Source organism: Paraburkholderia largidicola, assembly GCF_013426895.1.
GTDB classification, from domain to species: domain Bacteria; phylum Pseudomonadota; class Gammaproteobacteria; order Burkholderiales; family Burkholderiaceae; genus Paraburkholderia; species Paraburkholderia largidicola.
Map to the genome: position 1 here is coordinate 1113782 of NZ_AP023174.1, position 13376 is coordinate 1127157.

Consider the following 13376-nt stretch of genomic DNA (forward strand, 5'->3'; position numbering starts at 1 on the left):
CCGGTGCCGCTGTTCGCCGGAAAGCCTTCAAAACTGCAGTGCGCCAACGGCAGGAAGCCAACCGCGGCCCGCCAACCGAAGCAAGCCAACCGAAGCAAGCCGCCTCCCGGCCTCACCACGTCAGATCACCGACTTACCCCGCAGCGCGTCGATGCGCGCATCGTCATATCCGAGCACGTCGCGCAGGATCGCTTCCGTATGCTCGCCGAGCGTCGGTGGATGGGCCTGCGCCTCGGGCGGCGTCGCGCTCATGCGGATAGGGTTGCGCACCAGCTTCACGGTGCCGCCCGACGGATGTGGCAATTGAACCTCCATGCCGCGCGCGACCACCTGCTCGTTCTCGAACACCTCTTCCAGATCGTTGATCGGGCCGCAGGGCACGCCTGCCGCTTCGAGCGCGTCGATCCATTCGTGCTTGCTGCGCGTGCGGACCATCTCCGCGAGGATCGGCACGAGCGTTTCGCGGTTGCGCACGCGCTCCGGGTTGGTCGCGAAGCGGTCGTCGTCGGCCAGATCCGCGCGGTTGCCCGCTTCGACGAACTTACGGAACTGTCCGTCGTTGCCTACGGCGACGATGATCCAGCTGTCGCTCGTCTGGAACGTCTGATAGGGGACGATGTTCGGGTGTGCGTTGCCCCAGCGCGCTGGCGGCTTGCCGCTCGCGAGGTAGTTCGAGTTCATGTTCGCGAGCATGGCGACCTGCACGTCGAGCAGCGCCATGTCGATGTACTGGCCTTCGCCCGTGCGGTCGCGGTGCGCGAGCGCCGTCAGCACGGCGACGCTCGAGTACATGCCCGTCATCAGGTCCGCGATCGCCACGCCTGCCTTCTGCGGTCCGCCGCCTGGCTGGCCGTCGCGCTCGCCCGTAATGCTCATGAAGCCGCCGATGCCCTGCACGATGAAGTCGTAGCCCGCGCGCTGCGCATACGGCCCCGTCTGACCGAAGCCCGTCACCGAGCAGTAGACGATGTCGGGTTTCACGGCCTTCAGCGACTCATAGTCGAGCCCGTACTTCTTCAACTGGCCGACCTTGTAGTTCTCCAGCACGACGTCGCTTTGCGCGGCCAGTTCACGGACGATCTGCTGCCCTTCGGGCGTGGCGATATCGACGGTCACCGAGCGCTTGTTGCGGTTCGCCGCGAGGTAGTAGGCGGCTTCGCGGGTGTCCGTGCCCTCCGGCGTCTTCAGGTACGGCGGCCCCCAGTGGCGCGTGTCGTCGCCGGCGCCCGGCCGCTCGACCTTGATTACGTCGGCGCCGAAATCGGCTAGCGTCTGCGCGCACCACGGACCGGCAAGCACGCGGGTAAGGTCCAGTACGCGGATATGACTGAGTGCACCCATGTTCTGTCTACGTCTCCAATGTGTCCAATGTGATGAAGCGCGCGCCGCGCGGGCGCTGCCCGATTGAATCGATGTGGTGCATCTTAAGCGATTGGGCGCGCTCGACCTACTCAGCCCGACGGCATAGGACGAATGACAGCCGGGGTTCCGGGCGTTTTCGGGAGACAGACCTGGCCGGATGGCCAACACCGTGCGCCGCCCGCGCCACGGTGCCGCGCGACAGCGCCGATCCCGTATAATCGACCGTTCAGGAAACAATCTATTGCGACGGCCGGTCAGTCTTCCGCAGCCGTCGGCTCAAGCCAGGACCGTCCCCAAAGCACGCTATGAAAGCCGCCGAAATCCGCGAGAAATTCCTCAAGTTCTTCGAATCGAAGGGCCATACGATCGTCCGTTCGTCGAGCCTCGTGCCCGGCAACGACCCGACGCTGCTCTTCACCAATTCGGGCATGGTGCAGTTCAAAGATGTGTTTCTCGGCACCGAATCGCGTCCGTACTCGCGGGCTACGACCTCGCAGCGCAGCGTGCGCGCGGGCGGCAAGCACAACGACCTGGAAAACGTCGGCTACACGGCGCGTCACCATACGTTCTTCGAAATGCTCGGCAACTTCTCGTTTGGCGACTATTTCAAGCGCGACGCGATCCACTATGCGTGGGAACTGCTGACGGGCGTCTACCAGTTGCCGAAGGAAAAGCTCTGGGTCACGGTCTACCAGGAAGACGACGAAGCCTTCAACATCTGGGAGAAGGAAGTCGGCGTGCCGGCAGAGCGCATCATCCGCATCGGCGACAACAAGGGCGCGCGCTACGCATCGGACAACTTCTGGCAGATGGCCGACGTCGGCCCGTGCGGCCCGTGCTCGGAAATCTTCTACGACCACGGTCCCGAAGTGTGGGGCGGCCCGCCGGGATCGCCTGAAGAAGACGGCGACCGTTACATCGAGATCTGGAATCTCGTCTTCATGCAGTTCAGCCGCGACGCACAGGGCAACATGACGCCGCTGCCTAAGCAGTGCGTGGACACGGGCATGGGTCTCGAGCGTATCGCGGCCGTGCTGCAGCACGTGCACAGCAACTACGAGATCGACCTGTTCCAGGCGCTGATCAAGGCGGCCGGGCGCGAAACGGGCGTCGAAGACCTGTCGAACAACTCGCTGAAGGTGATCGCCGATCACATCCGCGCGTGCTCGTTCCTGATCGTCGACGGCGTGATTCCCGGCAACGAAGGCCGCGGCTACGTGCTGCGCCGTATCGTGCGCCGCGCGATCCGCCACGGCTACAAGTTGGGCCGCAAGGGTTCGTTCTTCCACAAGATGGTGGCCGATCTCGTCGCGCAGATGGGCGGCGCGTATCCCGAACTGAAAGACGCCGAGCAGCGCGTCACGGACGTGCTGCGTCAGGAAGAAGAGCGCTTCTTCGAGACCATCGAGCACGGCATGTCGATCCTCGAAAGCGCGCTGGCCGATCTGGAAGCGAAGGGCGGCAAGACGCTCGACGGCGAAGTCGCGTTCAAGCTGCACGACACCTACGGCTTCCCGCTCGATCTGACGGCGGACGTCTGCCGCGAGCGCGAAGTGACGGTCGACGAGCCGGCATTCGACGAAGCCATGGCCCGTCAGCGCGAACAGGCGCGTGCGGCCGGCAAGTTCAAGATGGCGCAGGGCCTCGAATACTCGGGCGCGAAGACTACGTTCCACGGCTACGAAGAGATCGTCTTCGACGACGCGAAGGTCACGGCGCTGTATGTCGACGGCGCGTCCGTCAACGAAGTGACGAAGGGTCAGCAGGCCGTCGTCGTGCTCGATCACACACCGTTCTACGCGGAATCGGGTGGTCAGGTCGGCGATCAGGGCGTGCTGGCGAACGCGAGCGTGCGCTTCGCCGTCGCCGATACGCTCAAGGTGCAGGCGGACGTCGTGGGCCACCACGGCACGCTGGAACAGGGCGCGCTGAAGGTCGGCGACGTCGTGAAGGCTGAGATCGACGCGATCCGCCGCGCACGCACGGCCCGCAACCACTCGGCTACCCACCTGATGCACAAGGCGCTGCGCGAAGTGCTCGGTGGCCACGTGCAACAGAAGGGCTCGCTCGTCGACGCCGACAAGACCCGTTTCGACTTCGCGCATAACGCGCCGATGACGGACGAAGAAATCCGCCGCGTCGAAGCCATCGTCAACGCGGAAGTGTTGGCGAACGCGCCGGGCATCGTGCAGGTGATGCCGTACGACGAAGCGGTGAAGGGTGGCGCCATGGCGCTGTTCGGCGAGAAGTACGGCGACGAAGTGCGCGTGCTGGATCTGGGCTTTTCGCGCGAGCTGTGCGGCGGCACGCACGTACATCGCACGGGCGACATCGGCTTCTTCAAGATCGTGATGGAAGGCGGCGTCGCGGCGGGCATCCGTCGCGTTGAAGCGATCACCGGCGACAACGCGGTGCGTTATGTGCAGGAGCTCGACGCGCGCATCAACGCAGCGGCCGCGGCGCTGAAGGCGCAGCCGTCGGAACTGACGCAGCGTATCTCGATGGTTCAGGACCAGGTGAAATCGCTGGAAAAGGAACTGGGCGCGCTGAAGTCGAAGCTTGCGTCGAGCCAGGGCGATGAACTGGCCGGCCAGGCCATAGAGGTCTCCGGCGTGCAGGTGCTGGCGGCGACGCTGGAAGGCGCGGACGTCAAGACGCTGCGCGAAACCGTCGACAAGCTGAAGGACAAGCTCAAGAGCGCGGCGATCGTGCTGGCGTCCGTCGAAGGCGGCAAGGTCAGCCTGATCGCGGGCGTCACGGCCGAGGCGAGCAAGAAGGTCAAGGCGGGTGAACTGGTCAACTTCGTCGCGCAGCAGGTCGGCGGCAAGGGCGGCGGCCGTCCGGATATGGCGCAGGCGGGCGGCACCGAGCCGGCCAATCTGCCGGCAGCGCTGGCTGGCGTGAAGGGCTGGGTCGAAGCGCAGCTTTAAGCCTTCGCGTCACGTAGCATTCGCATCAACGAAAAAGCCGCGAGTCGATGAGACTCGCGGCTTTTTGCTTTTGTGCGTTTGGGTTACTCAGGCAGCCACCTCGACCGCCGGCTTCTCCTGCACGTTCCCGCTCGCGACCAGCATCCCGCGCAACGCATTCAGTGCCGACGAGAAATGGCCGCGTCGCCAGACCAGCAGCGTTTCGATGCTGCCTAGCTCGGCGAGCGGATGCACGGCGATATCGTCCGATTCGGGCAGCAGTGCCAGCACCGAGCGCGGCGCGAAAGCCACGCCCGCGCCCGCCGCCACGCACGCGACGATCGCGTGATACGAGCCGAGTTCCAGCACCCGCGCGGGCCGGATGCCGTGCTCCATGTACCACTTCTCGATATGCGTGCGGTACGCGCAGCCCACCTCGAACGCGATCAGCGTCGAAAGCGAAATATCGCCCGCATGACGGATGGGAGGATGACCGCGCGGCGACACCATCACCAGTTCCTCGCGAAACACGGGCACGACCTCGAAGAGCTCGCCGATCCAGCCGGGATCGAGCGGTGTCGCGACGATCGCCGCATCCACCTCGAATTCGCGCACGCGCTCGATCAGCTTGCCCGTCGTCCCCGTCTCCAGTTCGAGCGCCACGTCGGGCCACGTCTGGTGGTACTGCGCGAGCAGTCCGGGCAACCGGGTCGCCGCGACGCTCTCCATCGTGCCCAGCCGCAGGCGTCCGCTCGGACGGGCGTCCTTGACTGCGTGGCGGGCTTCGTCGGCGAGCGCGAGCAGCCGTTCGGCATAGGGCAGCAGCGTTTCGCCCGCGGGCGTCAGCACGAGCCGCCGTCCGTCGCGAACGAACAGCTCGGTGCCCAACTGCTCTTCGAGTTGCTTGATACGCGTGGTCACGTTCGATTGCACGCGATTGAGCTTCGCTGCAGCGCGCGTCACGCCGTTTTCGCGCACGACGGCGCGAAAGATTGTCAGGGCGGCAAGATCCATTGATCTCTCCGTGAGATTAAACCTATCCGTATTATTCATTTTATGAGATCGAATGGTCAAGATACGATGGTCGTGAAAAAAACCATTCCCGTGCTGTCCGATCCCGGAACGCCGGGCCACCGCCATGTCATCGATGAACGATTTCGCCACCCATACCCTCCAGCAAAACCACGCTTCACCTCATGCCGCGCGCCGCGCCGCGCTCGCCTGCATGGCAGCGCTTGCTGTCGCGCTCGGCGTCGGCCGCTTCGCCTTTACGCCGCTGTTGCCGTTGATGCTCCGTGGCGGTGAACTCGATATCCGACACGGCGGCTGGCTCGCGTCGCTCAACTACGCGGGGTACTTTCTCGGCGCGATCGGCTGCGTCGCGCTGCGCATGGACGCCGCTCGCGTGGTAAACGCGGGTCTCGCGTCGACTGTGCTGCTCGTACTCGCGATGGGCGTCACGCATCAGTTCTGGGTGTGGGCGGTGGTACGTTTCGTCGCGGGCGCGATCAGCGCGTGGACCTTCGTGTTCGCGTCGCAATGGGGCTTGCGCCGGCTTGCCGAACTCGGCGCGAACGAGTGGGGCGGCGTGATCTACACAGGTCCGGGCCTCGGCATCGCCGCGACGGGCCTGCTGGTCAGCGCGGCGGGCGGATATGGTGCGTCGGCGGGCTGGATCGGTTTTGGGCTCCTATCGGCCGTGCTGACGGTGCTCGTGTGGCGCACGTTCGAGCCGGCATCGACGGCGAAGGCGGGCGCACGCGCATCGGCGGACAAGGACGCGTCGACGCAGACTGACGCGCATCGGCATCGCGCGCATCTGCATCGCGCGGATGCTCTCTGGCTGATCGTCCTCTATGGCGTGCCTGGCTTCGGCTACATCATCACCGCCACGTTTTTGCCCGTGATCGCCCGCGCTGCGTTGCCGGTGGATTCGCCGTGGCCCGACCTGTTCTGGCCGATGTTCGGCGGCGCGCTGGTGGTTGGCGCGCTGGCGGGCGCGCGTCTGCCGGCGCACTGGGACAACCGCACGCTGCTGGCGGGTTGCTACGTGCTGCAGGCGCTCGGCATTCTCGCGGGCATCGTGTCGCCGACGGCGGGCGGATTCGCGCTCGGCAGCGCGCTGATCGGCTTGCCGTTTACGGCTATCACGCTATTCGCGATGCGCGAGGCGCGCCGGTTGCACGGCGACAACGCGGCGGGACTGATGGGCTATGCGACGGCGGCCTACGGCCTCGGGCAGATCGCGGGGCCGCTCGTCGCCGCGCCGATCGCCGCGCACACCGGTTCGTTCACGCTGGCGTTGTGGCTGGCGGCGCTCAGTTTGCTCGCCGGAGCCGTGGGTCTCGTCGTGGTGGCGGTGCTGCGGCCGTTATTGCGCGGCTGAGCGGACGTAAAACAACGTCCGCAAGCATCGCGACGAACCCGCAACGACGCTCACCTCTCCCTTCTACTGTCTGTGGACGGACTCACGTACACACAGCCTCTCAACCTCACCAAACGCCCCAATCCCGCCAGATCAGCCCGTCAGAAACAAATTCAGCACCCGCCGCACTAAAATGTCCGCTTTCCAGTCATCTCTGCGCGCCCATCGCCGGGTGCGCCGCCTGCCATGCAACATTTTGCGTCGGACAACTACGCCGGTATCTGCCCCGAGGCGCTCGAAGCGCTGATCGCCGCCAACAACAGCGGCCACGAACCGGCCTACGGCGACGACTCGTGGACGCAGCAAGTCTGCGACCGTCTGCGCAACCTGTTCCAGACCGACTGCGAAGTGTTCTTCGTGTTCAACGGTACGGCGGCGAACTCGCTGGCGCTGGCGTCGTTGTGCCAGTCCTACCACTCCGTGATCTGCCACGAACTGGCGCACATCGAAACGGACGAATGCGGCGGCCCTGAGTTCTTCTCGAACGGCTCGAAGCTGCTGACGGCGCCGGGCGTCGGCGGCAAGCTCACGCCCGATGCAATCGAAGCCGTCGTCACGCGCCGCGCCGATATCCACTATCCGAAGCCCAAGGTCGTCACGCTCACGCAATCGACGGAAGTGGGCACCGTGTACAGCGTCGAGGAAATTCGCGCGATCGCGGCGATCGCGAAGCGCCGCCACCTGAAGGTGCACATGGACGGCGCGCGCTTCGCGAACGCCGTTGCCGCGCTCGACGTGCATCCGTCGGAGATCACGTGGCGCGCGGGCGTCGACGTGCTGTGCTTCGGCGGCACGAAGAACGGCTTGCCCGTGGGCGAGGTGGTCGTGTTCTTCGATCGCGCGCTCGCCGATGACTTCGCGTATCGCCTCAAGCAGGCGGGACAGCTTGCCTCGAAGATGCGCTTCATCTCCGCGCCGTGGCTCGGCCTGCTCGACAACGATGTCTGGCTGCGCAACGCGCGCCACGCGAACGCGATGGCGCAACTGATGGAATCGCGCCTCGCGGAAATTCCGGGCGTCAGCATCATGTTCCCGACGGAAACGAACGCCGTGTTCGCGCAACTGCCGCCGCAGGTCGCGAAGGCGATGCGTACGCGCGGCTGGAAGTTCTACGAGTTCATCGGCGCGGGCGGCTGCCGGTTGATGTGCGCGTGGGACACGCAGCCGGAAACGGTCGAGCGCTTCGTCGCGGAAGTCCGCGAGTTGTGCGCCGCTTGACTTGCGTGCGTTGAACGCCGGGCGAGTGGTGACGGAACAATAAAACGGCAACGCGCAGCCGCTGCCGTGATGGTCGCAGTCAGGCGCTCACGCCGTCTCGGACGGCGCGAGCACGGAATCCTCGATAACAACGGAGACGCATCGCCATGGCCTACATCTACTATCTGACGCACATTCATCTCGGCTACGACGCGCTCGCGCAGTTGCCGGCGGAGTGCGAGCGCTCGGGCATCAGACGCCCGCTCGTGGTGACGGACAAGGGCGTGATGGCGGCGGGCGTCGCGCAGCAGGCAATCGACGCGTTGAAACTGTCCGGCGTGCCCATCTTCGACGACACGCCGTCGAACCCCACGGAAGCGATGGTGATGGCGGCTGCGCAGCGTTATCGGGAGGAAGGCTGCGACGGGCTGGTGGCGATAGGCGGCGGCTCGTCGATCGATCTGGCCAAGGGCGTCGCGATCATGGCGACGCATCCGGGCACGATGACGGACTACGCGACGATCGAAGGCGGCAGCGCAAAGATCACCGACAAGGCCGCGCCGCTGATCGCGATTCCGACCACGGCGGGCACGGGCAGCGAAGTGGCGCGCGGCGCAATCGTGATCCTGGACGATGGCCGCAAGCTCGGCTTCCATTCCTGGCATCTGCTGCCGAAGGCGGCGATCTGCGATCCCGGTCTCACGCTCGGCCTGCCGCCGTCGCTGACGGCTGCGACGGGCATGGACGCGATCGCGCACTGCATCGAAACGTTTCTCGCGCCGTCGTTCAATCCGCCTGCCGACGGCATTGCGCTCGACGGTCTGGAGCGCGCGTGGGCGAACATCGAACTTGCGACGCGCGACGGCCAGAACCGCGACGCGCGCCTGCATATGATGAGCGCGTCGATGCAGGGCGCGATGGCGTTCCAGAAAGGACTCGGCTGCGTGCATTCGCTGTCGCATCCGCTCGGCGGCGTGTCGGTGAACGGGCGCACGTCGCTGCATCACGGCACGCTGAACGCCGTCGTGCTGCCCGCCGTGCTGCGCTTCAACGAGGGCGCGCCGTCCGTCGTCGAAAACCGCCGTTATGCGCGCATGCGTCGCGTGATGAATCTGCCGGACAACGCCGATCTCGCCGCAGCGCTGCACGACATGACCGCGCGCCTCGGACTGCCGACGGGCCTGAAGCAGATGGGCGTCGACGAAAGCGCGTTCGACAAGGTCATCAAGGGCGCGCTCGCCGATCATTGCCACAAGACCAATCCGCGCGAAGCGACGGCCGACAATTATCGGCGGATGCTGATCGAGTCGATGTAAGCGCCGTCCCTTCATCCAACCGCATACGACATGAACAAACCCGCTCCCGCGCCGCGCACGGCTTACCCGCACTTCCTGTCCATCGCCACGCGCTGGATGGACAACGACGTGTACGGCCACGTGAACAACGTCGTCTATTACAGCTACTTCGACACCGTCGTGAACGAGTATCTGATCCGCAGCGGCGTGCTCGATATCGAGCACGGCACGACGATCGGCCTCGTCGTCGAGACGCAGTGCAACTACTTTTCGCCCATCGTGTTTCCGGATCGCATCGATGCGGGCTTGCGCGTCGTGCGGCTCGGCACGTCGAGCGTGCGCTACGAAGTGGGGCTGTTCAGGGAAGGCGACGCGGCGCCCGCCGCGCAAGGGCATTTCGTGCATGTGTACGTGGATCGCGAAACGCGCCGTCCCGTCGCATTGCCCGACACGCTGCGCGCGGCGCTCGAACCGCTGCTCGTCGTGGAAGGCGTGCAAGACGCGCAGGCAGGCTGACGCGTGCAGTCGTTCGTCCTCGATGCGCTGAACGGCGTGAGCTACGGCTTGCTGCTGTTCATGCTCTCAGCGGGATTGACGCTGATTTTCAGCATGCTCGGCGTGCTGAACTTCGCGCATGCGAGCTTCTACATGCTCGGCGCGTATGTCGGCTTTTCCGTCGCGGCACGCATGGGTTTCTGGTGGGCGCTCGTCGTCGCGCCGCTCGTCGTCGGGCTGATGGGCGCGGCGCTCGAACGGTGGCTGCTGCGGCGTGTGCGGCCGCACGGGCATCTGGCGGAGTTGCTGCTGACGTTCGGCGCAGCCTATCTGATCGGCGAAGGCGTGAAGCTCGTGTGGGGCTTGCAGGCGCTAAGCGCCGTCGTGCCGAAAGCGCTCGATGGTCCACTGCTCGACGTATATGGCGTTGCCTTCTCGCGCTATCGCGCGTTCATGATGGCCGTCGCCGTCGCGATGCTGGCCGTGCTGCACGCGGTGCTGCGCGTATCGAAAGCGGGGCTGATCGTGCGTGCGGCGCTCACGCATCCGCAAGCCGTCGAAGCGCTCGGTCACGACGTGCCGCGCGTCTTCACGGGCGTGTTCGCGGCGGGCACGGCGCTCGCCGCGCTGGCGGGCGTGATCGGCGCGCCGCTGTTCGTGCTCGAACCGGCGATGGCCGAATCGGTGGGATCGATCGTGTTCGTCGTGGTCGTGATCGGCGGACTGGGTTCGCTTGGCGGCGCGCTGGTGGCGTCGCTCGTGATCGGCTGCGTGCAGACCTTCGCGGTCGCTACCGACATTCCGCTCGGCGAGCTGTTCGGCGACTTCGACAACGCACTGCCCGCTGCGTGGAGCGCGTTGACGCTCGCGCAACTCGCGCCGCTCGTGCCGTATCTGCTGCTGGTCGCGATGCTCGCCGTGCGCTCGCGCGGCTTCTTCGGACAACGCGACGACGATGCGTGATCTGAACCCGTCGCACGATGCGCAGCCTGCCTCGCCGCGCCGACCGATATGGCACGCTGCATTGCCGTGGCTGGCGCTCGCGGCGCTGCTGATCGTGCCGCCCTGCATATCGACGCAAAGCTGGCTCGTCGCCTGGCTAGCGCAGACGGCGGCGATGATCGTGTTCGCGCTGTCGTACAACCTGCTGCTCGGCGGCGCCGGGCTGCTGTCGTTCGGGCATGCGGCGTCATCGGGCATCGGCGCGCTGATCGCCGCGCAGCTGTTCAATCGCGTCGGCGTGCCGTTGCCGCTGCTGCCGTTGATGGGCGGGCTCGGCGGCGCGTTGTTCGGCGCGCTCTATGGTCTCGTTGCGACGCGCCGTTCGGGCACCGCGTTCGCGATGATCACGCTCGGCATCGGCGAACTCGTCGCGGCGGCGGCGTGGACCTTGCCCGACTGGTTCGGCGGCGAAGCGGGCGTCGCGATCGACCGCACGGCGGGCATCGCGGTGCCGGGCTTGACCTTCGGGCCTGCGCGCGAAGCGTACGCGCTGATCGCGTTGTGGTGCGCGCTTGCCGTGATCGCGATGTACCGGCTGTCGCGCACGCCGTTCATGCGGCTCGCGAATGCCGTGCGCGACAACCCGGTTCGCGCGGCGGCCATCGGCTGCTTTCCGCGCCGCGTGCGATATGAAGTCGTCGTGTGGTCATCGTTTTTTGCGGGCATTGCGGGCACGCTCGGCCTGATCAACGTCGAACTGGTATCGACGGAAAGCGTCGGCATGCTGCGCTCGGGGTCGGTGCTGATCGCGACGGTGATCGGCGGAAGCGGGGTGTTTTTCGGGCCGGTGGCGGGGGCCGTCGTGCTGACGTTTTTCAGCGTCGTGGTGGCGAGCACGACGCGCGCGTGGCTCCTGTATCTCGGGCTGTTCTTCGTGGTCGTGGTGGTGGGCGCGCCCGATGGCATCGCGGGATGGATGCGGCGTCAAACTGCACGCATCGCGCGCGATGGCTGGCGCGTGTGCCTGCCGTGGTTTGCTTGCCGCATCGCAAGCGCTTGTATGTGGTCGCTTGCCGTCGTGCTGTGCGTGCAATGGGCGTACGCGCAGCGCTTCGGCACCGAAGAGAGCGGCGGTCGCTTCGCGACGATCGGTCCTCTATGGCTCATGGCCTCCGTGCTGTGCCTCGCCGCAATCGGCTGGCTGTCGATGCGCGTGGCCGCGCGTATCGACGGCAAGCTCGACGTCGAAACGCGCGCGGAGGTCAGCGAATGATTCCCGCCATTGCCGTGCGGCGTCTCGACAAACGCTTCGGCGCGACGCGCATCCTGCGCGGCGTCGATCTCATGGTCGAGCCGCACGAACGCCACGCGCTGATCGGTCCGAACGGCGCGGGCAAGTCGACGCTGTTCAATCTGATCGCAGGCGCGGCGCGGCCGAGCGCGGGCCGCATCGAACTGTATGGCGCGGACATCACGCGTCTTGCGCCCGCGGCGATCTGCCGTCGCGGACTCGCGCGCAGTTTTCAGACGACGAGTTTCTTCGCGAAGCTCAGCGTATTCGACAACCTGCGTTGCGCCGCGCAGATCGCCAATCGCGACCGCATGCGCTGGTGGCAGCGCTACACCGCGACGCGCGAGGGTGACGGGCACGCCGAGCAGGTTTTAGAAGCCGTCGGTCTCGCCGAGCGCCGCGACGTGATCGCGGGGACGCTGAGTTATGCCGACCAGCGCGCGCTCGATCTGGGGCTGGCGCTGGCGAGCGGCGCGCATACGCTGCTGCTCGACGAGCCGACGGCGGGCATGAACCGCGCCGAGGCGGCGCGCGCGGTCGAACTGATCCGCACGGCGACGGCGGGCCGTACGCTGCTGATGGTCGAGCACGACATGGACGTCGTATTCGGTCTCGCGGATCGCATCAGCGTGCTCGTGCAAGGCGAGGTGATTGCGACGGGCACGCCGGACGCGATTCGCGCCGATCCTGTCGTGCGCGCGGCGTACCTGGGCGATATCGGCGACGCCGCACAGGGAGCCGCGGGATGAACCCATTGCTGGAGATTCGCGATCTGCGCGCGTGGTACGGCGCGAGCCAGGCGCTGCACGGCGTGGACTTGCGTATCGAAGCGGGCGAAGCCGTTGCGCTTGCGGGCCGCAACGGTTCGGGACGTTCGACGCTGGCGAAGGCGATCATGGGTTTCGTGCGCACGCAGGGCGTGATCCATTTTGCGGGACAGTCGCTGGAAGGTCGGCGCGCATTCGAGATCGCGCGGCTCGGCATCGGCTATGTGCCCGAACAGCGAGATGTATTTCCGACGCTGACGGTCCACGAAAATCTGCAACTGGGCATCAAGCCGCGCAACGGCAAACGCGCTGCGCGCTTCACACCCGACGACGCGCAGACGCTCTTTCCCGTGCTGCGCGAACGCGCGCGCACGAAGGCGGGTGGATTGTCGGGCGGCGAGCAGCAGATGCTTTCGGTGGCGCGTGCATTGCTCGGCGATCCTGATCTCGTCGTGATTGACGAGCCGACGGAAGGGCTCGCGGGCCAGGTCGTCGCGCAACTTGCAGCAGCACTGAAGCTGCTGCGCGAGCGCGGCGTCGCGATGCTCCTGATCGAACAGCGGCTCGTGATCGCAGACCGGATTGCGAGCCGTATCGCCGTGATGGGACATGGCGAGATCGTGTTCGACGGCTCGCTGGCGTCGTTCCGCGCGCGGCCCGACGTGACGCGCGAATGGCTCGGCGTGGGCTGAT

The 13376-nt window shown here is 66.2% G+C and carries 11 protein-coding genes; 9 read left to right on the forward strand and 2 right to left on the reverse strand.

The window, feature by feature from the left end; translation table 11 throughout:
• Positions 1-120: 120 nt before the first annotated feature.
• The gene (locus tag PPGU16_RS05045; protein ID WP_180721964.1) at positions 121-1341 is read right to left on the reverse strand and encodes a CaiB/BaiF CoA transferase family protein; all 1221 of its coding nucleotides are present in this window, start codon (positions 1339-1341) and stop codon (positions 121-123) included.
• Between the two features lie 326 nt (positions 1342-1667).
• On the opposite strand from PPGU16_RS05045, the gene alaS reads away from it, so the two are divergent.
• Positions 1668-4292, forward strand: coding sequence for an alanine--tRNA ligase (gene alaS / locus PPGU16_RS05050; protein WP_180721965.1), 2625 nt, complete (start codon positions 1668-1670; stop codon positions 4290-4292).
• An 87-nt stretch (positions 4293-4379) separates the two neighbouring features.
• Here alaS and PPGU16_RS05055 read toward each other — a convergent pair whose 3' ends face one another.
• The gene (locus tag PPGU16_RS05055) at positions 4380-5285 is read right to left on the reverse strand and encodes a LysR family transcriptional regulator (RefSeq protein ID WP_180721966.1); all 906 of its coding nucleotides are present in this window, start codon (positions 5283-5285) and stop codon (positions 4380-4382) included.
• 133 nt (positions 5286-5418) lie between these two features.
• Here PPGU16_RS05055 and PPGU16_RS05060 point away from each other — a divergent pair, with 133 nt between their 5' ends.
• From PPGU16_RS05060 to PPGU16_RS05095, 8 genes are all read left to right on the forward strand, one after another.
• Complete coding sequence (locus tag PPGU16_RS05060) at positions 5419-6657, forward strand: YbfB/YjiJ family MFS transporter (protein ID WP_180722552.1); 1239 nt, start codon at positions 5419-5421, stop codon at positions 6655-6657.
• Between the two features lie 225 nt (positions 6658-6882).
• On the forward strand, positions 6883-7914 hold the full coding sequence (locus tag PPGU16_RS05065; RefSeq protein WP_180721967.1) for a threonine aldolase family protein: 1032 nt from the start codon (positions 6883-6885) through the stop codon (positions 7912-7914).
• Between the two features lie 146 nt (positions 7915-8060).
• Complete coding sequence (locus tag PPGU16_RS05070; protein WP_180721968.1) at positions 8061-9209, forward strand: 4-hydroxybutyrate dehydrogenase; 1149 nt, start codon at positions 8061-8063, stop codon at positions 9207-9209.
• A gap of 30 nt (positions 9210-9239) precedes the next feature.
• On the forward strand, positions 9240-9704 hold the full coding sequence (locus PPGU16_RS05075) for an acyl-CoA thioesterase (protein ID WP_180721969.1): 465 nt from the start codon (positions 9240-9242) through the stop codon (positions 9702-9704).
• A 3-nt stretch (positions 9705-9707) separates the two neighbouring features.
• Positions 9708-10646, forward strand: a complete 939-nt coding sequence (locus tag PPGU16_RS05080) for a branched-chain amino acid ABC transporter permease (RefSeq protein ID WP_180721970.1) — start codon at positions 9708-9710, stop codon at positions 10644-10646.
• Positions 10639-11898: a branched-chain amino acid ABC transporter permease gene (locus tag PPGU16_RS05085; RefSeq protein WP_180721971.1), complete on the forward strand. Its 1260-nt coding sequence runs from the start codon at positions 10639-10641 to the stop codon at positions 11896-11898. Before PPGU16_RS05080 ends, PPGU16_RS05085 begins: the two co-directional genes overlap by 8 nt.
• On the forward strand, positions 11895-12665 hold the full coding sequence (locus PPGU16_RS05090) for an ABC transporter ATP-binding protein (RefSeq protein ID WP_180721972.1): 771 nt from the start codon (positions 11895-11897) through the stop codon (positions 12663-12665). The genes PPGU16_RS05085 and PPGU16_RS05090 overlap by 4 nt, the downstream gene beginning before the upstream one ends.
• Positions 12662-13375 carry an ABC transporter ATP-binding protein gene (locus tag PPGU16_RS05095; protein WP_180721973.1) on the forward strand — a complete coding sequence of 238 codons (714 nt, stop codon included), beginning with the start codon at positions 12662-12664 and terminating at the stop codon, positions 13373-13375. The genes PPGU16_RS05090 and PPGU16_RS05095 overlap by 4 nt, the downstream gene beginning before the upstream one ends.
• The last annotated feature ends 1 nt before the right edge of the window (position 13376 follow it).

Bases quoted from the DNA above. Each gene is read 5' to 3' on its own strand.
- PPGU16_RS05095 (WP_180721973.1), top strand. From the start codon at position 12,662: ATGAACCCATTGCTGGAGATTCGCGATCTGCGCGCGTGGTACGGCGCG.
- PPGU16_RS05070 (WP_180721968.1), top strand. From the start codon at position 8,061: ATGGCCTACATCTACTATCTGACGCACATTCATCTCGGCTACGACGCG.
- PPGU16_RS05090 (WP_180721972.1), top strand. From the start codon at position 11,895: ATGATTCCCGCCATTGCCGTGCGGCGTCTCGACAAACGCTTCGGCGCG.
- PPGU16_RS05055 (WP_180721966.1), bottom strand. From the start codon at position 5,285: ATGGATCTTGCCGCCCTGACAATCTTTCGCGCCGTCGTGCGCGAAAAC.
- PPGU16_RS05045 (WP_180721964.1), bottom strand. From the start codon at position 1,341: ATGGGTGCACTCAGTCATATCCGCGTACTGGACCTTACCCGCGTGCTT.
- alaS (WP_180721965.1), top strand. From the start codon at position 1,668: ATGAAAGCCGCCGAAATCCGCGAGAAATTCCTCAAGTTCTTCGAATCG.
- PPGU16_RS05060 (WP_180722552.1), top strand. From the start codon at position 5,419: ATGAACGATTTCGCCACCCATACCCTCCAGCAAAACCACGCTTCACCT.
- PPGU16_RS05075 (WP_180721969.1), top strand. From the start codon at position 9,240: ATGAACAAACCCGCTCCCGCGCCGCGCACGGCTTACCCGCACTTCCTG.
- PPGU16_RS05085 (WP_180721971.1), top strand. From the start codon at position 10,639: ATGCGTGATCTGAACCCGTCGCACGATGCGCAGCCTGCCTCGCCGCGC.
- PPGU16_RS05065 (WP_180721967.1), top strand. From the start codon at position 6,883: ATGCAACATTTTGCGTCGGACAACTACGCCGGTATCTGCCCCGAGGCG.